Consider the following 23552-nt stretch of genomic DNA (forward strand, 5'->3'; position numbering starts at 1 on the left):
ACGGGCGCGGTATGCGGCGGAATAACTTGCGGGGTGAGCGGAGAAGTCTCACATCCGCTTAACATCATGGCGAAGCCCAGCGGCCTCATCCATTTATTCAACATCTTAGTCTCAGAAGTTGCCTGTCTCATCTGTCACAGCATAGGCCGCCGATGACCATTCCGTCATCATTTTTGCTTTCAGCTGCAGCAGGCTTTCATCTGTCGGATAAAGGGTCAGCGCCTGACGCAGCAGCCTGCGCGAGCGCTGATAGTGACGCAGATGCCACTCAATCATCACCGCATTCCGGAACACGTTGAGATCGTTATGGCGCTCCAGCCACAGCGACGACTGCTGCACAAAGCGCGCCAGCAGGCGCTCATCCCGCGTCTGGTTGTAGCGCATCAGGCAATGCACCATTTCGCCGAACTCATAGCGCTCGCCCTGAATCCACGGATTCCACAGCTGATCGCGTGAAGGATAGGAGAGGAACTGACCGCGCTCCGCCTGGGTAAGCAGCGCGTTGGTCTGCAGGCCGCTGAAGAAAAACAACATCAGCGCAATCGCGCCGCCGGCCATGTTCAGGCGCAGCATACGCGACGGCAGACCCGGCGTCGCAGGTTCAATCATTGAACGATCTTCGGGCTGACGTAATGCCAGATGGGTAAGCAGCATCAGCAGCCACAGATGCGGCAGCGATTGATAGAGCGGAAATTCGACCATGGTATGCAGCATGACGGGCAGCGTCAGACTCCACAGCATCAGGCGCTGCGGCTGACTGCGCCAGCGCCACAGCGGCGTCAGCCATGCCAGCAACACGGCGGTGAAGCCTACCATCGGCAAAACCCCGCCTTCCACCCAGCTATACAGCCACTCGTTATGGGAATGGGTGGCATTAAAATCGTCCGGGTAAATCGCGTCCGCCATGCGTATCCGCGAAAAATGATACTCAAACTGGCCAAAGCCCCAGCCGCTGAACGGTTTTTCCATAATCATACGCAGCGTGTATTCCAGCAGCTGCTGGCGCGCCAAGTCGGACGACGCAAATTCACGCATGCCGGGCGCTAATTCACTGCGCAGCAACAGGGCGCTCAGCACGGCCAGCGCCATCACCATGACAATCCTGATGATTACCGCGCGCTGGCGACGATCGCACACCAGCAGCATCACCAGCAGCGCCAGCGCAAAGCCAAACGCACCGGTACGCGACTGCGTCAGAAGCAGCGCCAGGCTGTTGAGCAGGACTGCCGGCAGCAGTAAGAAGCGGTGCCTGATGTCAGATTGCAGACAGAGCCAGACCGTTGCCGCCAGGCCGGTCGCCAGAAAGCTGGCCAGCAAATTGAACTGCTGAAAAATACCGTAAGGGCGAATCTGGCCGGCATGATAGCGAAACTCCATCAGCGTTTGCAGCTGAACCGGAAAGCAGGTCTGCGCAATCGCCAGCAGCGCCTGCAAGGTGCTGAGCAACACAATGCCGGCAATGATTCGCTGACGCTGTTGCCAGAGCTGCGGCATCAGGCCCAGCAGCAGCCACAGAATGAGTATGGCGCTGAGCCCCAGTAGTCGGATAACGCCGGTCAGCAGTCCGTTATCGTTCTCCTGCAGGATCACCGCCAGCGCAAAGCAAAACAGCATCAGCAACAGCGCATGCGTCATGACGTTGTCATCAATTAAATAGCGCGGCTGGCGCCAGTTCTTCAACAGCAGCGTGGCCGCGAGCAGCGCGAGGCAGCCTGCAGTGAGTAAATTTAGCGGCAGATTAAAGCCACTGCCACCACGGTTGAGCAGATAGATCAGCGTGGGGAGAAAACAGATAAGGCAGGCCAGCGAAGGGAAAGGGAAAGGGAAAGAGGCGACTTTCTCACCGCACTGTCCCCGACGCCGCCGCTGCAGGAATTGCTGCATCAACAGAGGCGGCGTGACGCGCGGGTCTCGTCCGGACAGATACACGACATGAAACAGAGAAAAAGCATAGCAAACCCAATTGCCGAAACAGGCCAAAAACTGTCTCGTTGAAAAATTGTTGATAGACTTTGGCTACAGAAAATGTACGGCCAAAAAAGCTGTGAATGGTGTGAAAACCCTCGTGAATCACGGTGATTCACAGAGCTATGATGATGAAAAATATTTTCAAACACAGTTAACCTGTATCGCTTCAGGCGAAGCAGATCCCCCTCTGATAAGTGTTTAACTTTAACCATCATAAAAAGGTTAATTAACATTAATATCAATAAAGCTGTTTAAAGCATCATCATGGCAGACTGATCAGCAATGTTGCTGAAGCATTGAATTCGCCACCGCTCAGCTGTTGTCCTTTCTTTTTCACCGGGAACACGGTGATGACCTCTGAAGCCATGCCGTTGATTAACCGGACAGCAGAAGTGCCCATCGGTTTGAGCAGTTGCCCTTTGTGCTTAACCGCAATGCCCAAATCAGGATAGTTGGTGGCGATGAGTTCGTCGGAGAACGCGGTGGTACCGGCGACTAAGCGTAAATTGGCCTCCTGATTTAACGCGGAACTGCATTTGACCTCTAACGGCACATCTTTGCTGTTAGCGCTGTTCGCTATTGACTCGGAAACGGAGCTTACGGCGATGCGGTCAAATTCAACGTTAATATCCGTGCCGTTATTGATATCACAGACAATGGGTACTGGAATAATAATTCCTTGTGGTCCAATGACAAGGCGTAGAAATGGCTTATCAGGTTTTGGCGGGAGAGGATCTCCCGATCGCCTTGAAACGATGGAATAAATAGTAACCATATCTATATTGGAGGAATATAAATAGCACCACCAATAATATATTTTGTTAAGATAAAGCGCAGCGATATGTAAACCATAGGTCTAAACTTATCATAAATAATCCCTTGTCCCGGTTTAAACCAGTAGGGGGCGTCCCTTAGCAGCGTCCTTTCTTCGAGTTTAATTGGATAAGTAAGATTGCCGTCACCATTCGCTAAACCCATTTTGGCATCTACCCCATCAGATAAACGATAATAACCACTATTAACTTGTGATGGAATGAAATAAGGACCAAGCTCGGCCTCAATGAACATCCCGCTCCTTTCATGATCATAAGAGTTATTACACTTTGCTGAAAAATAACCGGGGGTGTAGTCAAAACTGATAACACCTTCAGCCTCTTTCTTTGGCGGTTGCAAGGTAATTAGTCTTCCGTTTGATAAAAAAACTATTTGCAAGGGGTCAGTCCAGCAGGCTTCTTCAAGACCAGCGTGAGCCGGATGAGAAAAAATGCCGATAAAAAGTGCTTTAGAAAAAAGTAATATATATTTTCTTCGCAACGAATATTTTTCCATGACATAAACAACCACATAGAATTAAAATAACAAAGATATTTAGTAACTAACAAGTGGTTTCGAATTTCCTTACGATGCATCCAGCCGTACTGGTCTTCAGAAATTCGGCCCATCTGTTTTTCAATTTCTTACATTAGTGTGACAACCACCGTGGCTGAAGCAGTAAATTCACCGCCGTCCAGTTTCACACCTTTCCTTTTAACCGGTGATAGCGTAATTTCTTCCAGGGCTTCACCATTAACCAGCTTTACGGGTGAAGGCTGATAAGGTTTCATTAGCTGCCCACGGTGAAACACTGCCACACCTAAATCTTTATTACTGGTAGCAATCAGGTCGCTGGAAAAACTCGTGACGGCGCTTGTTAACTGAATCGCTGCATCCTGGTTAAGACGAGAATTACACTTAATAGTCAAAGGGGCATGCTGGCTATACTGATAATTAGCCGGCACATCATAAATGCTATTCACCACCATGCGCCCAAACTCGATATTAATAGCATTTCCATTGTTTATATTACATTCAACAAGAACCGGTATCACGATACCCATAGGACTGGTCATCATCATCGCCAAAGGCTTGTCTGGACGAGGAGGACGCGGTATAAAGTTATAATCTACTGTATAAAGCGTCGCAATTAGCAAATTTCCCGGGATAGTTACTGCGCCCCCCAAAATATCTCTTCGCAATAACAAGCTAAAACCCACCTTACTATTAAACGCTGGACTGGAAGACACCAAGTTACTTCCGACAGGAAGTTTAGGGATGTCCATTATTAAGTTATCTTCATACTTAACGGGAAGAAGACGTGTTTCTGACCCATAATTGGTAACCATTGACACCAGCAAGTCCACATCATCATTAACTTTAAAATACCCATTAGTTTCTGAAGGAGACAGTGCCGGCCCCATGTCCGCATCAAAAAGCAAAAAGCTATATCTGTCACTTGAACCGGTCGGTTTGCTTTTATTACATAAAATAGAGTAATTATTAGGCAGAAATGCTTCTCCACTTCTGTTGTAATGCGTGCCTTTCCAGCGAAAGGCAAATTTTACGTCCTGGGAATTAATCACCATTTTCTGCGTAGGTTCTGTCCAGCAAGCCTCGTCTAATCCTGCCTGAGAATGACAGCTATAAAGAAAGCATAAAAAAAGAACATGAATGATTAGATTTTTATTCATCTTTTTATTTCCTGCAAATTACCGACGGATTCGCATTATTCCCAATCACATAACGCACATTCTGCAAACGATAAATCCAGCCGTAATTGACATGGCCGGGCGCCAGTCCGGCGGAGATATAGCGCTCAATATTCTGTGGTGAGGCGCGGTTGGCGAGATTGTAGGAAATGGCAGGGTTTCGCTGCGCAGCGCGGCGCCGGAGAAGCTGTGGCGCAGCTCAAAAGAGACGTCTACTGGTTCGCGGCGCTGCAGTTGCTGCTGTGGCGAATAATAGCTGATCATGCCGCTGTAATTGCCGGTGGCCTGAAACAGGCTGTTTTGCACTTTCCACTGCCCGTGCGACACCACCAGCTGTCCCGCCTCTTTGGAAATCAGAATCGAATCCGCTTCACAATGGGGAATGCGACGTGACAGCTGATAAATCAGGATGGCCGCCAGTACCAGCGCCAGCATCAGTAATCCCCCCTGCAACACCTAGGTTACTCGGCGACGAAATATATGGCTGACCGACATAACGGATCCTTCTGCTCGATAGGGTTTTGACAGATAAACCAGCTGTAACGGTCAGCCAGCTTGGTGCGATTGATATAGATGTGGCGTTCCTCTTCGGCCAGCTGGATAAAGCGCGCCATGCTGTCACTCACCAGCTACAGGTTTTGATCGATCTCTTCACGCTCGGTGGCGCTGAAGTCGTCCTAGATATACCACTGCCGGCCCTGCACGTAGCGATAGGGTGCATAGGTCACGGTTACCACGTCGCGAATCTCCAGCACCTTAATGCCGAGCAAGGCCAGCACCAGTAACAGCACCGCGCTGATCAACATGCCGATTAGCACCAGCCCGGAACGACTGCGTGGCGCCGCAGCGGGCGTTTCCTCCTCCACGGTGGCGGTGATCGGCGGCTGGACCATCACCGGCAGCGGCGCCGTGTGCACATGGGTGGTGACCAGTGGCTGAATACGCGCTTCCGACGTGATGCGCGCCTCTTCTACGGCTTCAGCCAGTGGTAAACAGGCTTCCACCCGCACCGACTCATGTAGCCGGTAGCCCTGACGATGAACGGTGACAAAGGTTTCTCCTTCAACCCGCAGTTGCAGAAACTGTTTGCGCAGCATCGACAGCATCTGGCGCAGCGAGTTTTCCGTCACGTGCACGCCCTGGCTACGCCAGCCTTCATCCAGCAACGTTTCGTGGCTAATGACCTCACCCGGCTTTTGCAGAAACAGCGTCAGGCAGCGTGCGCTGCTCTGATTGAGCAGCAGCTCGTTATCATGCCGATCGCGCAACAGGCGCCGATCCGGATCAAAGGTGATATGTTGATTGATCAACCACATAACAGGCACTCAGGGATAGTTCAGATAAAAAGTGGCAATTGCCGATACATTGCCAGGCTCAATGGTGCGCTCGGCAATCGCGCTCGCCGAAGCCTGCAGCCAGGCACTGAACTGCAGCTGGTTATCGCCCTGCTGCAGCGGAAAATGCATTACTCCCCGGTTAATGGGCACTAGCTTTCCGTCCGCATCACTCAGCCCAATGGCCACGCCTTTGGCGCCGGCATCACCGGCCAGCGCCAGCAGATCGGGCTGCTCAGCATCGGCAATACCGTTGAACACCAGCTCGACGTCTTTTCCCAGTTCGGTATCACAGCCGCTCAGGCGCATCACCAGCGGACGCGCCGGCGTGCGCGGATTCTGATACAGCGATTTCGCAACGATGTCGCCAAAGTTGAGTTCCAGCTGCTGCTGATCCGGTTCCAGCGAACAGGGTTCCGCCACCAGCGTGCCGTGCAGCTGCATCTCTATCGCCTGTGCCGGTGGCACCAGCAGCCATCCCAGTACCAGCATTACGCCCGCTCTCATCGCCTCTCCTTACTGATATTCCAGCAGCAGCGCCGCGCTGGCGGTGAACTCCCCACCCTCCAGCGTCACGCCCGGCTGCTGTACCGGCACCGCGCCGAGATCAAGCGTGCCGGGGAAAACAATCGGCAACGTGCTGTTGAACGCCAGCGGCTTACTGGCCAGATAAAAGCGAATACCCAGCGCACTCACACTGCTGAGCAGTGCGCTGCTGTCGAAACCGGAAGCGGTACCGGTCAGACGCACCTGCAATGCCGCACCCGGATCCTCGGTGCACTTAACCGGTATCGCCTTACGCTGCAGGTAGTTGACGCAATCGATCTTTTTCACGCTCAGCGCATCGCCAAACTCAATCATCAGGCTCTGGTTGTCATTCAGCGTGCAGGGCGGATTCTCGATCAGCGTACCGTGCAGGCGCAGCTCCACCGCATGGAGCGGCTAGCAGATGCACAGCAGCAGGCTACCGGTTAGCAGCCTGCTGTAATGCTTCATTAACGAAACAAGTCGATGCTTAGTCATAGTTCACCTGTAACTGGCCGCTGGCTGACCAGGCACCCGGCTGCAGCGGCAGCGCGGTGCGTTTCTCCACCGTCAGCCAGCTCAGCACATTGCTACCGGCGCTGAGCGGCACGCGCAGATTGCGGAAGGTGGGCGGCAGCGGCTGATGGTTCTCATCAAACAATTGCAGGCCCACGCCGTCAGAGCCCTGTACGCGAATCAGCTGAGGGTCGGCCAGACTTTGCGGGGCAAAGAAGTCGATGCTGATGGAAGGCACATGTTGCAGCCATAGCGGATCGGCGACATTGCTGATACTGTACGGACAGTCCTGCAAATGCAGCGTTAACGCCTGCTTCATCACCTGCTCGCCGACCTGTTGCAGCTCGGCGGTCGGCGTGGTATTGAGGCCAGCCGTCTGATCATTGTCACCGACGTCAAGCCAGCATGGACTCTCCTGCAGCGCGCCATACACATGCACCACGCCGTTGGTTGCCGCCTGCAGAGTCAGGCTCAACAGCGCCAGCAACAGCACACGCATCGCTTACTGCTCCACCTTGTTACTGACGACGCTACAGCTGTCGCCAGCACACTTCAGCGCCAGCGTTGGACGGCCGCCGTAGTCGTTGATGTAAGTTAACAGCGGCGCGTTGCCCAGTTCTGCTGCGTTCACGCCCAGATCGATACTGGATTTTGGCGCGACCATCACCGGTTCAAAGCTTTTCTTCAGTGACTGGCCTTTCGCTGGCTGTGCATCCACCAGCGTAATGAAGTAAGGCGTGGGATTGTTGAGCTGTTAGCGTGCACCCTGGCGCGTCAGCGTCAGTTTTTCCTGCCATGGCGTCACCACCGACGGATTGCTCCCCACGATCGCTTCCGGGCGATAGAACAGCTTGATACGCGGTCTGCAGCGCAATTTGCAACACGTTGCTCTTCTCGCTGCGCGGCGGAATTTCACGCATGCTGAAATAGAACACCGACTCACGATCCTGTGGCAGAGACTTGATGGCTGGCAGCGACTGCACTTTCACCACGCTGCGCTCGCCCGGTTCAACGCGTTGCACCGGCGGCAACAGCACTAGCGGTGACGTAATTTTTTTACCGCTGCTGTCTTCAATCCAGCCCTGTGCCAGATAAGGCAGCTGATTGTTTTCATTACTGATATTCAGCGAGACGTTTTTTTCGTTACCGTTAAAAATGACCCGGGTACGATCAAGCGCAATCGCCGCGTGAGCCTGCAGCGATAGCGTCAGCGTGGAGAGCAGCAAGGCGCCACTCAGCGTTTTTACCAGCATGATTAACTCTTTCCTTACGTTGAAGAAGCAGGCGCTGCGCGGCGCGTGCAAAGTAATAACAAGTTCTGTCCTTCGTCGAGCAACTGCTGCGGCAGAGGATCGGGTAATGCCAGCTGACACTGGGTTTCGCCGTTCCAGCGCACACCCATGCTGGCACCGGCCTCAATGCCGCTCAGCCACACCAGACCGTCATCATCCAGAATGCCCACTTCGCGTCCGTTACTCTGGACGCTGGCACCAAAGGGCGGCCAGCTGCCATCTTCCAGCCGGATGGCGGCCATGGCTTTGATGCCTTTAATCACACCAAAACGCCGGTAACCGATGGCGCCTTCGGTCAGGGTGATCTGTGTTACCGGGCGCGAAGCTTCCACGTTGTCGGCCAGTCCGGTGACATCGATACTGGCGGTGTTGCGGTAGTAGCTGTTCACGTCCGAAATCACCGCTTTGCCAAAGAAATTGGTATACGTGTTACTGCCGCCACCGTTGACCGGCACGCCGGAGACGCCATCGGTATCGACCATCAGACGCGTGCTGCCGGGCATGCCCAGCCGGTGCAGCGCCGCGCCCTGCGGCGTGAGCGTTAAACCGCCCTGCAGTGACAGGCTGGCGCTGCGGTACTGTCCCTGCTGCGCGCTGGCGCTGGCCGTCATGCTGGTCAGACTGCCCTGATGACTGTAAAACCCACTGAACGACTGTCGGCGATCGCTATTGAGGCCGGCGCTCAGGCTGTAGCTGTTGTTACTGTCCAGCCGGTCATAAAAACTGGCCGAATGGGTGGTTTGCTTACCGCTGGTTTGCTGACTGTAGCTCAGGCTGCTGTCACCGCCAATCGGCATACTGAAGTTGAGGTAAACGCTGTCATCGTTTTTGCCGTTATATTGCGTCCGGTTGAGCGACAGACTTAAACTCAGATTCTTAAACCGGCCGATATCAAAGTAGCGCGAGGTGGAAAAGCTCCAGCGATCCAGCGGGGCACGATCCCAATAGGTTTGATGGCTGTAGCTGAGGTAACTACTCAGGTTCAGGCTGCGAAAGTGCTTGTTGAACGTAATGGTGTAGAGCTCTTTGCTGTTAGAAACCTGCTGGTTGCGATAACGCGCGTCGAGATACTGCGGCAGACTCATAAAGTTGCGCTGCGAAAAACGGTAGCCGGCAAACGTCACCTGACCATCAAGTTCCTCAAAGCGTTTGGAATAGCTCAGGCAATAAGAGCCGCCGCTTTTGTTGCCCTGCTGCGGTAAGCCGGCATGTGACTGGGTGGCATCAAACGAAATGGCGCCCAGCAACAGCAGATCGCGTCCCAGACCCATCGATAACGCTTTGTAATTGCCTGCGGCCAGCCCGCCGCCGTACATCGACCAGCCGTTACTGATCCCCCAAGAGAATTCGCCGGTGGCAAACGTGGGTCCCTGCGTTTTGTGCTCTTCGCGGCCCGGTTTGCCGCTGGCGAATTTGTAACGCACGCGGCCCGGACGAGTCAGATACGAGATGGTGGCGGTATCGACGCTAAAGGTCTGTACACTGCCGTCCTGCTCCTCGACGCGCACATCAAGCTGGCCGGAGACGGCATCATTGAGATCCTGAATACGAAATGGACCGGCCACCACCTGCGATTCATAAATCACCCGCCCCTGCTGGCTAATGGTGACTTTGGCGTTGGTTTTGGCGATACCGGTCACTTCCGGCGCATAGCCACGCAAGTTGGGCGGCAGCATGTTGTCATCGCTGGTGATCGCCGCGCCAAGATAGCGAAAGCTGTCAAACATGCCGGAATCGAGATAGTTCTCTCCCAGCGTGGCTTTCGCCTGGAGAGCAGGCAGCGGCCGATAGGCGTAAAAGCGTGTTCAGGTGAATTCCTGACGGTGGCTGCCAGAGCCGCGATTTTGCTGCATCTGCCAGTCTGCACGCAGGCGCCAGGCGCCGGCGTTAACGCCACCGGTGCCGTTGCCGCTCACCCTCTGGCTGTTAGCGCCGTATTGCGCACGCGTGGTAGAGGCAAACAGGTTGTAATCCATTAACAGGCCCGGGACGCCGTTATCCCAGCGCGACGGCGGTTCCCAGTTGGCGGCGCTGTACTCCACAGCCATGCCTGTGGAATGGTGATGTTGAGGCGAGATTCACCCAGATTACCGCGCACCTGCATGCCGGAGATGGAATCCACCGCCAGACACTGGCCATTCTGCAGCCACGACGCGTTTTTCAGCACTTCCGGTTTCAGCGCCAGCTTATCCACCATTTCGGGTGTCAGGCAGGGCAGACTTTCATTCGGCGCGTTTTCGGGCACGGTAGTAGCGCACCAGCATTTCCGGAATCTGCGTCTGGTTGACGCGCAGCTCTATCATGTATTCGCCCGGCATGATGTAGCCAGCCTGAGCAAACTGCGACAGATCGATGTTTTGCCGATCGTTGAGATCAAGAATATCGGTGTTGAATGAGACCGCACCGGCAGCGAAGAGCGGAGCACTGTAGCCAAGGGCTAACATTAACACCACGCTGAGCGGCGTCAGCCTGATACGCTGCCTGCGCACGCATGAGGCTGGCGCAGTTAATGAAGCCTTTTTCATGGCAAGCGGTGTCCGTAAACCGTGAAAGATCAGTTGTAATTAATGTGAAAACGAATCGCGGCGGCGTAACTCCCGCTGTGCAGTTGCTGCTGGTTGCTGACCAGCGTGAGCCGATAACGCAGGTCATGCTGCTGCGTCAGATGCTGATCGATCGGCTGCGCCTCACCGGGAGCAATAGTGTTGCCCTGCGTATCCGTAATCATCAGCTCTACCCCTTTGGCATCGCCATACACAGCAAAGCGCTGCTGACCCGGCGGGCCATCGTGGTCAAAGGTGATAGAAAAGGTGCGAGCCACGCCTCCCGACGCGCTGTACTCCACCGGACAATTCACCAGCTGGATAGAGAAGGGAAAACCCGGCCCTTTACCATCACGCTGCAGGCGCGCCAGCGGCAGCACCCCCATCGCGATGGTTTGTTCAGCATCATCGACCTTAATGGCGCAGACACCCTGATGAATGGCGCCGCGTAACGCAACGCGGCCGCGGTCGATCAACTGTTCAGCGCGGCAGTCATTGATGAAAAGCACCGATGCCGAAACTATCGCCGCAGGCATAAAACGACTCATCGCCGCAGTTCCTTAAGCGAAAAGATAGAGTTGCGGACCAGGAAGCCCGCCAGTCTCTGACCATTACTGATAGTTCAGTGCGAAGTCAGCCACGCTCTGGAATTCGCCCGGGACGATAGTCTCAGAAGCGCCGCCACCCTGCAGGAAGGCTGCGAAGGAGAGCTGGTTGTTGCCGTCCATCAGTTTTTGCGCTGGCGTCGCGGTACCCAGTTCAATTTCGGTATCGCCGAAGTTGATGCCGATCGCCGCGCCTGATGCAGTACCGGTGATGGCCAGTTTGCCCGGGATAACCTGAGAGCCAGTACCGCCAAAGGTCACGGTCACTTCTTTCTTCGTTGCGGTGTCGCAGTTTTCCAGTTTGATCTGGAATGGACGCGGCGTAGAACGGTCACCGTCTTTCAGCGCCAGGTTGGAAATCTGACCCAGCTCAACCGTCTGGTCGACTGAACCTAGCTCGATGGAGCATGGCGCATCCACAATCGCACCTTTAAACGTCACAGTACCGTTACCTTCACCTGCTGCCATCGCAGAACCCGCCACCAGAGACATAGACAGACCTAAAGCCACAACGATTTTGTTCATGTTCATTTTATGATTTTCATTTAGGTGAATAAAACAAGGAGCGCGTTCTGCGTCGGTCTTATTCAATTTGCTGTGTATAGAAAAATTTAATTACTTATATTTTTCCTGATGGCCGTCCACATCATTTTTGTGGTTGTCGTCCTCAAGTGGTGCCAACGATAGAGATCAATTTTGCCCTGCGCAACGGTATTTTCGTTATATATGATCAAAAAAAACACTCACAAATTCATTATGTTTTAACGGTTATTAAAACCATTAAAATCAATGAATTGACACAATCCACAGCTTTGCATCGGTGTTTTAATGATTTTAATCAAGGGAAAAACCCTGCCCGTTCACAAGCTGGCGATAATTAACGCAGGCCAATTCACGCAGTAGCTATTTTTTCGCCATATTAAAACGTTATTTATCTCTGCATTCACAACCTTGATATTTTTATCGTCTGAAAACATCGGTAAATAACAATAAACGCGATTGTTAAAGGCCTGGCACCCTGCTGTGCGTTTACGCCTATCATGCCGGGAGCACCCTCGCTATAATTCGAAGAACATTTCCTGAATGAGTAGAAGCTTATGATCCGCAGTATGACCGCATACGCCCGCCGTGAAGCCAAAGGCAGCTGGGGCAGCGCCGCCTGGGAACTGCGTTCCGTCAACCAGCGTTACCTCGAAACCTATATCCGCCTGCCGGAGCAGTTTCGCAGCCTAGAGCCGGTGATTCGCGAACGCATCCGCAACCGCCTGACGCGCGGCAAAATCGAGTGCAACCTGCGATTCGACGCCGATGCCAGCGCCCAGGATGAGCTACAGCTGAATGAGTCGCTGGCCAGACAGCTGGTGCAGGCGGCGAACTGGGTGAAGATGCAGAGTGATGAAGGCGCGATTAACCCGCTGGATATTCTGCGCTGGCCGAGCGTGATGACCGCGCAGGAGCAGGATCTGGACGCCATCAATGCTGAACTGCTGGCAGCGCTGGATGGCGCGCTGGACGATTTCATCATTGCGCGTGAAAGTGAAGGCAACGCGCTGAAAGCGCTCATCGAACAGCGGCTGCAGGGCGTGACTGAGCAGGTCAGCAAAGTGCGCGCACAGATGCCGGAAGTGCTGAAATGGCAGCGCGAGCGTCTGGTGAGCAAGCTGCAAGAAGCCGAGGTTCAGCTGGAGAACAATCGCCTTGAGCAGGAACTGGTGATGATGGCCCAGCGTATTGATGTAGCCGAAGAGCTGGATCGCCTCGATGCGCACGTGAAAGAGACTTACAACATTCTGAAGAAGAAAGAAGCCGTCGGCCGCCGCCTCGACTTTATGATGCAGGAGTTCAACCGCGAGTCGAACACGCTGGCATCAAAATCGATCAATGCGGACATCACCGCCTCAGCAATTGAGCTCAAGGTGCTGATCGAGCAGATGCGCGAGCAGATCCAGAATATCGAGTAAATTCTTTCAAAGTCCACCAAAATCCATAAGCCCATGTTAAGTGGGCTTTTTTATTCAAACCATAGTCTATTAAAGACCACTTAGATACATTAAAAACCACCAATAAGTGGGGAGTAAAACGGGGAGCACTTTTGCTTTACTAGTCTCATCTGGCAGTTTATAACCATATACCCCCCACGACGATTTTCAATCAGGATAGGTATATGGCCTTACTCACTGTCAGGACGGTTCAGGCTCTCATCAAAGCAGGAGAACCGGGGAAGTTTGGAGATGGGCGAGGCTTGTACCTGAAAGTCCCACAAAAAGGTGAGGCGTATTGGATGCTTCGATATACAATCGGCTCTAAGAGACGAGAACTCACACTTGGCAAGGTATCCCATCTATCTCTGTCTGAGGTACGTAGCCTCGCTGAGGATACTCGAAGAAAAGTTGCCACCGGAGATGATCCTATTGCTGAACGGAAACTTAACCGACCTAAGCAAATCACAACGGTAGATGGATTGTTTGAAGACTGGCACAAAGACCTGGTTAGGCGGTTGAAGCATCCACAAATCCCAGAAAGGGTATACAAGAAGGATATTGCCCCTACTATTGGTCAACTTTCTTTGACGAAGATAACCCCCATTGATATCCGGTCAATTCTGCAAAAAATTACAGATAGCGGAAGGCCAACCATTTCAAACGATGCCCTACTCTACATGAAGCAACTCTTTGACCACGGCATTAAGCTTGGGCTGCTTCAGAGCAACCCAGCAATGGCGTTCAAGGTCAATGATGCAGGTGGAATCGAAAAAAGCAGAGAAAGAGCATTAAGTCTTGAAGAAATTGGTCAGGTGTTTAAAGTTTTCAGAGAACACTCTGACAGCTTCTCTCGTGATAACTACCTTGCCTGTGCCCTGCTACTACTCCTTGCTGTTCGCAAAAGTGAGCTAACCGAGGCTCCTTGGGCAGAATTCGATTTGGATGAGAAAAAGTGGTCTTTACCCAAGGAAAGAAGTAAGTCTGGTGTAGGAATCGTCATCCCGCTTCCCCCGCTCGCTATGAAGATTCTTGAAGAGCTAAAGGTCAGAGCTTTTGGTTCTGATTATGTCTTTCCTAACCGCAGATCCAGTAAGAATCTACACATGGGAAAAGACACACTCAACAGAGCCATAGCGAAACTGTTCGGTATCGAGCCTGGCAGGAAGCAGCAGCCACCAAATGTTATGGGTGATATTGAATATTTCACAGTCCATGACTTACGAAGGACTTGCAGAAGTTTACTTGCATCACTGTCTGTTCCCCCACATGTCGCAGAAAGATGTCTGAACCACAAACTCAAAGGAGTCGAAGGGATTTATGACAGATATGATTACTATCAAGAACGAAACGAAGCTCATTTAAAAGTGTCAAAATCACTGAAGCCATTTATTTAGCATGAGAGTTCTACGTTTAAACTTTCTAAAGAAAGTTTATGCAGAACTAGCTCCCTGACATACCTGAAGTTATTGAACCTATAAAAATTATTTTCCTTATCAAGTAATTCTATATATCGATCAAATACTTTTTTTACTATCGAATTACAAAATATATCCTCACAAAGAATATACTGAATTACTTGCAGAGCTTTTTTACAATCAAATAATTGAATCAAAAGAACAACCTCTCTTACAATATCATCCTCATCAAGCTCAATTTTATTCAATAATATTTTCTTTAGCAAACTGTGGTTCTCAAGAAAAAGGAAATAATCTTTTCCAATTAGGGATGCACATGGACACTCAATTATCTTAACAATATTGAAATCCATTTCGATGTATAGATTCTGTAAATTACATTCATTTTTGTACTCAATGATTTTTTGTAAAATATCAACATTATTATTTATAAACCTGCTGTTGTCTTTAATATATTCAAAAGGAATACAAAGTAAATTCAAATGAGTAGTGTTTTTCTCGTCTATATATATCTTCTGAAATGGGAATGGTTTCACCATACTCTGCATATAAAGTTAATTTTATATTTAAACTCGGATAAAATACTTGTCATATAAAAACCTTTTTATTTTTTTATACAAAGTTTTAACGACTAGTCAATATAAATAGAAAAACATTGATTAAATTAATCATCAGATATAAAATATTAAGCGACACTCATATTATTAAAAGGTAATCCAATGTTATCCAACAGGTATTATATTTTGAGAGTATGTATTCCTACTTATTTACTTCCTTTTTTACCACCGATAAGAGAACAATTCATACTGGAAAGTGAATGTGCTCATGATTACATTAGCATTTATATAATTATTGATAAGTACAAAGTTAAAAATCCTATTATCTTCTATGGACTCTTCGCGGCCACTTTAAAATGCAATAAATTAAACGATGAAGAATTAAGTGAAGAAGAAAAACAAAGAGTAAAAGAGAAAACACTGGAGACGGCGAAGATATCTATAATATTTTCAGGTAGTACTGAACTTGCAGATAAAATACATCTAACCCAAGCAGCGTTTAATAGCAAAGAGACTAACCCTCAAATTTCTGATGAAGAATTATTATATAACGAATTTGAAGTATACAAGGATATTAGTGCTGGCGATTTTGAAGTAATTATATTGGATGATGAAAAGCACAACTTAATTCCCACTGAAAATGAAGAACAGACGGAATTATTTAAAAAATGTATTGAGTGCGTCTTTGACCATAGAATTAGTTTACTTTCTAGCATTAAAAATTTAGCGACAGCGCAAGAAAAAGCAAAACCGAACAATCCTCTTTTTAGATTTAAATAATAAATTACAGTGCTCTTTTTTATAAACTTAATTTATAATTCTGCGCACTCGATAAAACCAAGGGCAAATAAGTCATAATTAGATTATTTGTCCTCTATTGTTTAACAAGCATAAAGTCCTTTTTCTGATAAGCAGAAAACAAAACCTTGATCAGTTCGCCCATAATGTTAATAGAACAATCGTAATACACTTTATACTCATCATATTCAATCTTAGCTTTATCAACACCATGAGATATATCATTCCTTTTATTCTTCAAGCGTGTTAATGGTCCAATAACATTATTTAAAGATGTATGAGACAATCCAACTTGATATAACAATTTTTGGAGAACTTCTTTTCCCACATTACTTTCGGTATTAACATAGCCATCTTCAATAAAAATTGTCTCATCCATAACATTAGAAATTTTCTCAAAAAATTCTTCATATCGACAAATTCGATGTAAGTGGGAATCATCGGGTAAAACTTTTTTAAAAATTCTATTTTTAATATCGGGATTGTTCATTTTTAATAAATCAGAATAATGAACTGCCGCTGCTAGAATAGGCTTAACTTGGCTACATTTTAGTTCCATTTTATTTATGCCATCAATATATAGATTGAAGGAAAACTTAACAAACCCCTCAATGTGAGCATACAATAAACAAACAACTGCTCTTCGCATCATATATGCGTTATTATCATCAGATCTCTCCATAATATTATTGAGAGAGCGAATCTCTTCCTCTCTCCAGCTACGCTCTAACTCTACTTGAGTAAGAAAATCTTCAGGACTCATTTCAAAGCTTCCTCAAGGTATTTTGTAGCTACATCAATTCTACTTTTAAGCGGGCCTGGAGAGTTTTTTCCACCACCAGTTGTTTGAGCTTTGAAAACTTCATCTTTCTTAAGTGAAAGAATACCATCTCTAATCTTAGCGATTACGGCATCATCATGCTCATTAATATTATTAATTACAGATTGGATTCCTATTGTAATAGACTCGAAATGATAAATATTGAAGTTTGATTGTAATTTGTCCTCGGCACCAAGACGACCAAAGATCCTCTCGCCATGTGCTTTTGAGAGCACTTCGAATACCTTTTTGAAATTCCTTTCATTATCATCGTAATCAAAAGGAATGTTTCCAGACGATACGTTTTCCATATATTCAGTTAAAAAATCAGAAATATCGTGCTTGAAAGCAGCTCTGTTATTTTTAAATGTAAAATACCTCAACACTAATTCTTGGTCAAAAGCACCAAGTCGTTGAGACTCTGATAAATAAGAAATACATTTTTTAAAATGATCATAAGTCGAAAGTTCAATGATGAAATCATTAAATTTCGGGTCCAGCATCCTAATAGTACAATTTCTTACCTGCTGTTGAGTTAGAGCTTCTCCGCCAGTATTTAATCTTTTGAACATATGATATTTAAATTTATTATCACTACCTTTCCTAACAACTTCGACACGAACAAAAGAACGCTTAAGTTTAATTTTTAATGCCAAAGGAAGATCATCATAAGTTAGATCATTAAGACTCTTAACGATATCACAATCAGAAAAAACAAGTTTATCCCCTTTGGCTATATCCATATGTTCAGCACTAAGTTCCCCTCTTAAATGTAAATAAGAAGAGAACCGTTGAAGCCCATCAATTAATTGATAAACTCCATTTTCTGTTTCTACCACATATATAGGTGGAACAGGCATCTCAAGTAATAATGATTCTATAAATCTTGATCTTGCACCTTCAGTCCATCTAAAAAGTCTTTGATAGTCAGGACTGATATCAAGCTCACCATTTTCATACATATCCATCAACTCATTAAAAGAGAGATCAAGACTCTGTGTATGAACCTTATCCATCTCTGATTCTATTTCGACAAGAATATCTTCAGGATTCATTATATGCCTCTATTTTGATTGAAAAACCAGAACTGTCTCGTTAGCGGTCATTTTATCTCTATACTTTTTTGCTTTATTATTTATATTAGCCATTAAAAATTTTAACATAAAATCTTGACGATGAATAAGTTGAAGGTCGTTTTCTTCTGCCATTTCTGTAAAGATAGTAGCAAGATCACAATAAATTTCTTTATAGTATGAGTCTTGAACAACACATACAAAATATCCGTGTTTTTTGATAACTCTTTTTATCTCTGCAAGAGATTTTTTTATTTCGATAAAATATTGTGCGAAGTTTTTATAGTAATAGGATGATGAAGCATGAGAGTCATGCTCTAATATTTCTTTTAATATACTGTTGGCCATAGGGCCGACACAATTAACTTCAAGTTCTTTTTTATCAATAGTTGTCCTACCTGTTAACTTTCTTCTAAGTTCATCTATTGCTTTGGGGTAATTACCAAGTAATACGCCTAACTCTGGAGATGTAGCAATTCCATAGTCAATACGAGTACAATATGGTGGGGAAGTAATAATTGCATCTATACTATTGTCATCTAAAGGTAAATTAGTTGAAGATGAACAATGAAAGATTTCGTTTCCAACGGTTATAGCTTTATCAATATAAGTTGAACATAACTTCCCATTAATAAAATCGAGTAAATCAGATTTTATTTTTTTATTATTGATGCTAACTTTTTCATCATCTAACTTTGACTTTTTAACCCAAGTGGGATTTGAAGCTATAAATTTCCCAACATATTTTCTTACCAAACTAAAAAGTGCTAAAAATATTAATGAATAAACACTCGAAAGAGATATATCCTTGCATCTTTTTTGTAAATAGTGAGAAATATAACGAATATATGATGCAGTATTAGAATCAAACCAGTGAAGAAGAAAATCTGATTTATCAAATGTATTTTTTGGATAGCAGTTTACTCGTAAACCTTTAACTATTTTTAAAGCAGAAAAAACATCATTAGAATCAGAAAATTTTGACTTCGCGATAATATTCATAACTGGATTAAGATCAATTCCAATTACATTATAACCTGCTAACGCACAATTTAAAGTTGTAGTCCCGGAACCATTCCAAGGATCAAGAATAGTAGCATCCTTAGGCAATTCTAAAGACTCTAAAATTTCGCTGACAAAACTATCAGAAAATCCAGCATAATAATTATACCATTCGTCACCATTATTTTTATTGGTAAGCCTTTTAGGATTACTTATTGAAGGTGTGATTGATATATCTTCCATACCATACCATACCTAATTAGACTAAAAACTGAGCCTATTTTACCATAAGGAAATTGAGATAGCACCATCATTGTTAGTTAAGATTCACCAAAAAGCAAGGGCTAACTCATCGAAGCTACGCTTCTTTGAGTTCCCTTGTTTTTCGCCCTACGGTTGAAAAAGAAGAGCCGGGTCAAATTCAAAATATTGACATATCACATTTTTGAAATATATATGTACAAAGTGCTGCAACGGAATTGCTCACAATAAAAGTAATACAAAACCTAATATACGAAAAGGAGCTTCTATGAAAGAAACTATAGGATTACCATTCTGTAAGAAAAACAACAAAGTCCCAGCTAAATCATTGCGCACTCATTGTGTCAGCGCCCGATTCAACCATGAAGAACTACAGCTTCTCAACACGAAACGCGGTGATAAAAGCAAGGGAGAGTGGCTTCGCTTAGCGTCCCTGGATAAGCTTCCTTTGTCCGTTCCTGCCATCAACATAGAAGCCTGGAAATCTCTGAGCGAAATTTCACAGAAGCTGAACAAGCTTGTCGCTCATCTGGATAACAAAAGCCAGGGTAGCTCTCTGACGCAAACAGAACTATTCGCAGTGAAGCGCCAGATCTCTGAGCTTCGCATAAATCTTGTCGGTGCAGATCTATGGGGAGAAAGAAATGAATGAAAGGGATGCAAAAAATCAAAAGAGGAAAAACCTTTAATGGGCTAATTTCTTATTTATTAAAACCTGCTTCGCACCACAAGTCAGATCCGTATGTAGTCGGTGGCAATGTCATAGAAAGCTTCGCAGAAGCACTAAGTGCAGAATTCAACGCTACGAAGTTCCTACGCTCCGATGTAAGTAAACCTGTATGGCATAACTCTTTACGTCTTCCTGTTGGTGAGAGTTTACCAATGCAGAAATGGAAACAGATAGCCGATGACTATATGAAGCGTATGGGCTTCTCTGAAACGCATCTACGTGCATACGTGCTTCATGATGATAAAGATGGCCAACATATTCACATAGTAGCAAGTCGCATCGATGCAACATCCGGGAAGCTCTACTTAGGTAAAAATGAGAACCTTATCAGCACACGTATCATAGAAGAGCTGGAGCAGGACTACCAGTTAACCAGAACCAAAGGACCTGATGCTATGAAACCTTCTTCCTCACCTGCCAAACGTAAAAAATCACGTAATGAAGCAATGTTAGAAGAGAGAACTGGCGAGAAATGTGCAAAGACAATCATACAAGAAGCTATAGATACACTCATAACCAGCAAGATTTCCGAAGAAAGGTTTGTGCAGCAGCTTGCAGATCAGAAGATAAAAGCAATCCCCAACAGGGCTTCAACCGGGAAAATGAACGGTTTCTCGTTTGAGTACGCCAACATTTCATTCAAAGCATCCCAATTAGGTAAAAAGTATTCATGGAAAAACTTAGAGCCGTTCATCATCATTGATCCCCTTGTCGTATATGATAGAAAAGCTTCCATTGCCTTCAATGCAACCAACCCAGAAGAAATTATCAAGATAGTGAAAGCTGATGCCGTAAGTTTTTTTAGTGGTATAGATGCAGAAAACACCCTGCTTCCTTTATCTGTCTTGCCTGTAGTAGATGATATCTATCAAGAGAAAGTTAAAACCACAGGTAAAAGCTATGTGGACGTAGCGATGCGATGGATAGAAACCATTCCCTGGGTAGACAAAATAGTTAACACCGTCAAAAAACTACGTAATCCATTATTAAGGGCGTTTAAACAGCCTCCCAAGATTTTTTCGGCTACCCCCCTTTATATACACAATACCCCTCTTTCTGCTGTTGAAAAAACTATAAAATCAAACGTTTTTAGGTCGAAAATTTAGCATTATTCTTGCTGAAAACAGCTATGCAATTGATTTTAGTATAATTAATCGATCGTCACAATCGATCGATTAATTATATATGATAGGCAAAACCTATCAGGATGAAAATATCGATCGGTACAAATGATTTGATAACTTTATAGCTTTGTACAAAATGTACTTTGAAGGAACTATCGGCTAATAGATTGATTTTACTAGCCTATTTTCAATATCGTTATATCATACAGGAACAAACGTATGAAATTCTTCATGATGAAGCGTGTATTGCTGGCGATTGCACTCCCTATTATTGTTGCTTACTTTGGGGGTTCTAAAGTGATGTCAGTATATTGGGTTCCCATTTTTTTTATCAGCGCTATGTTATGTGCAACAGCTTTTGGTAAATATGTTGTCAGGAAAAACAATGATGCGACATTCAATTACCTAAATGAAAACAATGATGGGATCTATCTTCATAAATTCAATGATTGTGAAATCCGGTTAGACACAAATAAACAAGAGGTTTTCCTTAAAAATAGCGAAGGAGCAAATACATATTCTTTTGAGGAAATTAAAGAGTGGAGCTACAACATTACCTATGGTGGTGAAGTTGCAGGTACTGGATTAAGCAGTATCAGAGAAAACGGTAAAACATTAAGTCAAAACATCGCTGATACAGGTCTCTTTATCCGTGTAAAAGACGTTCGTAAACCAGAATGGCATATCCGGTTCTATCCTCGTAATGATTCTTTTAACTCTCGTAAGGGCATTAACGATCTCAAAGCACAACTTAATCAATGGATGGAGATCTTTGATCAAAACTTAAATGCAGCATGAAATTAAGCATCTTATACTTAAAACAGAATCTATATAGGGACAGATTCTGTTTTAAGTGTTTTTATTATAGTTCGCCGCATAGTTGAAATTTCGTTGTTTTAATGACCTTGCCAATACAGAACGTATCATATTTTCTTTTTTCCGTTATAAAAACAGCTTCTGAATTAGCTTTGTTCTTCATGATGAAGTGAATGAGTAATCCACACATTCTTCTTATTCTATCCGCATCGATTACTCTTTTTTCAAAATTATATAGAGTATCCATACCCGATATTAAGAAACCACCTTTAAATACCTATGGCGTAAGCCCTGCCTGAAAAAACGTAAAGAATTACGTTAAATATAGGTTTTGTTAAGATATAAACTTTACAAATCTGAGAATTAATCTTCATGAATATGAAGGCTGTAATTTTATTTCAGGCGACATGCTTTCTTGAATTTTCGATAGTTAATTGAATCCACTCTTCCACTTCACTTTCAATGAAAGCAACTGCACGAGATCCAATTTTCACTGGTGATGGGAAACATCCTTTGCTGATTAGATGATAGATCCAGGCTTTACCATAACCGGTTCGATTGAGAACCTCTGGTAAACGAATAAGGCGGGTGTTGTGCTGATTCATAGTCATTTCCTCTTCTTTCGTTTTGATGGAAACGACTATACGAATGAATCAGCGGGAAAGAGACCGAAGCTGGGAACGCCAGAGCTAATAGAGGTTAACCTTAGTCAGAATCTGAGATTTTCATCACCTCTGAAACTCTGATCTTTTTTAGGTGGTCGTTTTTGTTGATGAACAGGTGAAACTGCCGGATGAACGGTATACTCGCCGCCTTCACAGCAAGCGGTCTGTCCGTATCCCTGATTTGGTGGTTCAGGCGGGTTTGTTCTTCATCATCATCATCCGTGTATAGGAGCCGGGAAAGGCGGTCTTCGGATACACGAACCTGGTTCAGGTTTGACCATACCAGGATATCAATCAGGGGAATGAGTCTGTAGTTAATGATTTTCTTAATCGTTCCATAACCGAAGCGGATAGCGTCCGTTGTATCTGCCTCGATACCTCTGACCTTACGCCACTGAGGAAGTGCGGCTTTAAGTGATTCAGCTATTTCCTCATCAGTTCCATTAGCAAGGTCAATTTCGACCATGACAGTATCTCTGAACAGCTTAGGGAGAGCTTCTGATACAGGGCTATCGAGGAATTCTCTGTTAACAGAATACTCATCGCTTCCATCCCAGAAGAACAGTGAATTTCGCAGACCGTTGATGCTCAACTGTGCCAGTCGTTCGGTGGTTGTGAGAAAGAAGTGCGGGGGCTGGTAAAGGGTATCCTCTCTTGTGAGATAACCTAAATGTTTTTCTGTGATGAGAAACGGTTTTCCAGTAAAGATTCTGTCGATGTAGAGCCTTACGGCTTCTGCTTCAAATTCTTCATGATATGGTTTGAAGAACAATGTCCTTGCCAACAGCTCATGGTATAACTGTAGAAGGGTGAGATCTTCGAACTTACGATATGTGTCGATATCTAACCATTTCTTGATTTCTTTGGTATGTTCAGTTGTCCAGTTTTTCACTCATCCTCTCCGTCTACAACTCAATATTTAAGTAAACTATACGGGGGGTGATTCGGGGAGTAAATATCGATTTAAAGTTCTTCGGTTGTTTTCAACTAACTGATTATTA

At 46.1% G+C, this 23552-nt stretch carries 24 protein-coding genes and 2 pseudogenes; 6 read left to right on the plus strand and 20 right to left on the minus strand.

Translation table 11 applies throughout. From position 1 onward, the window contains the following. Positions 1-111: 111 nt before the first annotated feature. From AC6I8M_RS10875 to AC6I8M_RS10940, 14 genes and pseudogenes are all read right to left on the minus strand, one after another. Positions 112-1884 carry a PglL family O-oligosaccharyltransferase gene (locus AC6I8M_RS10875; RefSeq protein WP_058948942.1) on the minus strand — a complete coding sequence of 591 codons (1773 nt, stop codon included), beginning with the start codon at positions 1882-1884 and terminating at the stop codon, positions 112-114. Between the two features lie 346 nt (positions 1885-2230). Continuing rightward, positions 2231-2743 carry a fimbrial protein gene (locus tag AC6I8M_RS10880; RefSeq protein ID WP_022547362.1) on the minus strand — a complete coding sequence of 171 codons (513 nt, stop codon included), beginning with the start codon at positions 2741-2743 and terminating at the stop codon, positions 2231-2233. 2 nt (positions 2744-2745) lie between these two features. After that, positions 2746-3297 carry a hypothetical protein gene (locus AC6I8M_RS10885; protein ID WP_153005970.1) on the minus strand — a complete coding sequence of 184 codons (552 nt, stop codon included), beginning with the start codon at positions 3295-3297 and terminating at the stop codon, positions 2746-2748. Between the two features lie 128 nt (positions 3298-3425). Beyond that, positions 3426-4475, minus strand: a complete 1050-nt coding sequence (locus AC6I8M_RS10890) for a fimbrial protein (RefSeq protein WP_498013786.1) — start codon at positions 4473-4475, stop codon at positions 3426-3428. 45 nt (positions 4476-4520) lie between these two features. Beyond that, a complete protein-coding gene (locus tag AC6I8M_RS10895; protein WP_010617533.1) occupies positions 4521-4928 on the minus strand; it encodes a hypothetical protein in 408 nt (135 codons plus the stop codon). Between the two features lie 26 nt (positions 4929-4954). Next, a complete protein-coding gene (locus AC6I8M_RS10900) occupies positions 4955-5107 on the minus strand; it encodes a hypothetical protein (protein ID WP_010617532.1) in 153 nt (50 codons plus the stop codon). A gap of 63 nt (positions 5108-5170) precedes the next feature. Continuing rightward, the gene (locus tag AC6I8M_RS10905) at positions 5171-5809 is read right to left on the minus strand and encodes a winged helix-turn-helix domain-containing protein (RefSeq protein WP_010617531.1); all 639 of its coding nucleotides are present in this window, start codon (positions 5807-5809) and stop codon (positions 5171-5173) included. Positions 5810-5818: 9 nt separating this feature from the next. Beyond that, entirely contained in the window at positions 5819-6334 is a 516-nt protein-coding gene (locus AC6I8M_RS10910; RefSeq protein ID WP_022547360.1) for a fimbrial protein, read from the minus strand. A 9-nt stretch (positions 6335-6343) separates the two neighbouring features. Beyond that, positions 6344-6757, minus strand: a complete 414-nt coding sequence (locus tag AC6I8M_RS10915; protein WP_010617529.1) for a fimbrial protein — start codon at positions 6755-6757, stop codon at positions 6344-6346. An 85-nt stretch (positions 6758-6842) separates the two neighbouring features. Next, positions 6843-7367 carry a fimbrial protein gene (locus tag AC6I8M_RS10920; RefSeq protein ID WP_010617528.1) on the minus strand — a complete coding sequence of 175 codons (525 nt, stop codon included), beginning with the start codon at positions 7365-7367 and terminating at the stop codon, positions 6843-6845. Positions 7368-7370: 3 nt separating this feature from the next. After that, positions 7371-8121 (minus strand): annotated as a pseudogene (locus AC6I8M_RS10925) (fimbria/pilus periplasmic chaperone). A 14-nt stretch (positions 8122-8135) separates the two neighbouring features. Continuing rightward, positions 8136-10604 (minus strand): annotated as a pseudogene (locus AC6I8M_RS10930) (outer membrane usher protein). Between the two features lie 110 nt (positions 10605-10714). Continuing rightward, complete coding sequence (locus tag AC6I8M_RS10935) at positions 10715-11251, minus strand: fimbrial protein (protein ID WP_010617521.1); 537 nt, start codon at positions 11249-11251, stop codon at positions 10715-10717. Positions 11252-11314: 63 nt separating this feature from the next. Continuing rightward, on the minus strand, positions 11315-11839 hold the full coding sequence (locus tag AC6I8M_RS10940; RefSeq protein ID WP_010617520.1) for a fimbrial protein: 525 nt from the start codon (positions 11837-11839) through the stop codon (positions 11315-11317). A gap of 566 nt (positions 11840-12405) precedes the next feature. Between AC6I8M_RS10940 and AC6I8M_RS10945 the strand changes: the two genes are divergently transcribed. After that, entirely contained in the window at positions 12406-13269 is an 864-nt protein-coding gene (locus tag AC6I8M_RS10945) for a YicC/YloC family endoribonuclease (RefSeq protein WP_010617519.1), read from the plus strand. Between the two features lie 203 nt (positions 13270-13472). Next, positions 13473-14684, plus strand: coding sequence for a tyrosine-type recombinase/integrase (locus AC6I8M_RS10950; RefSeq protein ID WP_010617518.1), 1212 nt, complete (start codon positions 13473-13475; stop codon positions 14682-14684). On the opposite strand, the gene AC6I8M_RS10955 is transcribed toward AC6I8M_RS10950, so the two are convergent. Continuing rightward, a complete protein-coding gene (locus AC6I8M_RS10955) occupies positions 14681-15244 on the minus strand; it encodes a hypothetical protein (protein ID WP_498013787.1) in 564 nt (187 codons plus the stop codon). The two genes, AC6I8M_RS10950 and AC6I8M_RS10955, sit on opposite strands and share 4 nt — an antisense overlap. 204 nt (positions 15245-15448) lie before the next feature. On the opposite strand from AC6I8M_RS10955, the gene AC6I8M_RS10960 reads away from it, so the two are divergent. Then, positions 15449-16042, plus strand: a complete 594-nt coding sequence (locus AC6I8M_RS10960; RefSeq protein WP_153005958.1) for a hypothetical protein — start codon at positions 15449-15451, stop codon at positions 16040-16042. Between the two features lie 94 nt (positions 16043-16136). On the opposite strand, the gene AC6I8M_RS10965 is transcribed toward AC6I8M_RS10960, so the two are convergent. The 3 genes from AC6I8M_RS10965 to AC6I8M_RS10975 are packed head-to-tail and all read right to left on the minus strand — an operon-like array spanning position 16137 to position 19198. Then, a complete protein-coding gene (locus AC6I8M_RS10965; RefSeq protein ID WP_064504737.1) occupies positions 16137-16823 on the minus strand; it encodes an MAE_28990/MAE_18760 family HEPN-like nuclease in 687 nt (228 codons plus the stop codon). Then, positions 16820-17935, minus strand: coding sequence for a DUF262 domain-containing protein (locus AC6I8M_RS10970; protein ID WP_010617513.1), 1116 nt, complete (start codon positions 17933-17935; stop codon positions 16820-16822). The genes AC6I8M_RS10965 and AC6I8M_RS10970 overlap by 4 nt, the downstream gene beginning before the upstream one ends. Before the next feature lie 9 nt (positions 17936-17944). Further along, a complete protein-coding gene (locus AC6I8M_RS10975; protein ID WP_498013788.1) occupies positions 17945-19198 on the minus strand; it encodes a class I SAM-dependent methyltransferase in 1254 nt (417 codons plus the stop codon). 286 nt (positions 19199-19484) lie between these two features. Here AC6I8M_RS10975 and AC6I8M_RS10980 point away from each other — a divergent pair, with 286 nt between their 5' ends. The 3 genes from AC6I8M_RS10980 (at position 19485) to AC6I8M_RS10990 (ending at position 21868) form a co-directional block, all read left to right on the plus strand. After that, on the plus strand, positions 19485-19868 hold the full coding sequence (locus tag AC6I8M_RS10980; protein WP_010617511.1) for a hypothetical protein: 384 nt from the start codon (positions 19485-19487) through the stop codon (positions 19866-19868). Further along, the gene (locus AC6I8M_RS10985) at positions 19865-21052 is read left to right on the plus strand and encodes a relaxase/mobilization nuclease domain-containing protein (RefSeq protein ID WP_022547354.1); all 1188 of its coding nucleotides are present in this window, start codon (positions 19865-19867) and stop codon (positions 21050-21052) included. The genes AC6I8M_RS10980 and AC6I8M_RS10985 overlap by 4 nt, the downstream gene beginning before the upstream one ends. Positions 21053-21289: 237 nt before the next feature. Beyond that, positions 21290-21868, plus strand: a complete 579-nt coding sequence (locus AC6I8M_RS10990) for a DUF4755 domain-containing protein (RefSeq protein WP_010616891.1) — start codon at positions 21290-21292, stop codon at positions 21866-21868. 416 nt (positions 21869-22284) lie between these two features. Here AC6I8M_RS10990 and AC6I8M_RS10995 read toward each other — a convergent pair whose 3' ends face one another. Further along, complete coding sequence (locus tag AC6I8M_RS10995; RefSeq protein ID WP_010616890.1) at positions 22285-22491, minus strand: helix-turn-helix transcriptional regulator; 207 nt, start codon at positions 22489-22491, stop codon at positions 22285-22287. Between the two features lie 100 nt (positions 22492-22591). After that, positions 22592-23443 (minus strand): DUF6387 family protein, encoded by an 852-nt coding sequence (locus AC6I8M_RS11000; protein WP_010616889.1) that lies wholly within the window; start codon positions 23441-23443, stop codon positions 22592-22594. Between the last annotated feature and the right edge of the window lie 109 nt (positions 23444-23552).

The organism is Type-A symbiont of Plautia stali, assembly GCF_059731155.1.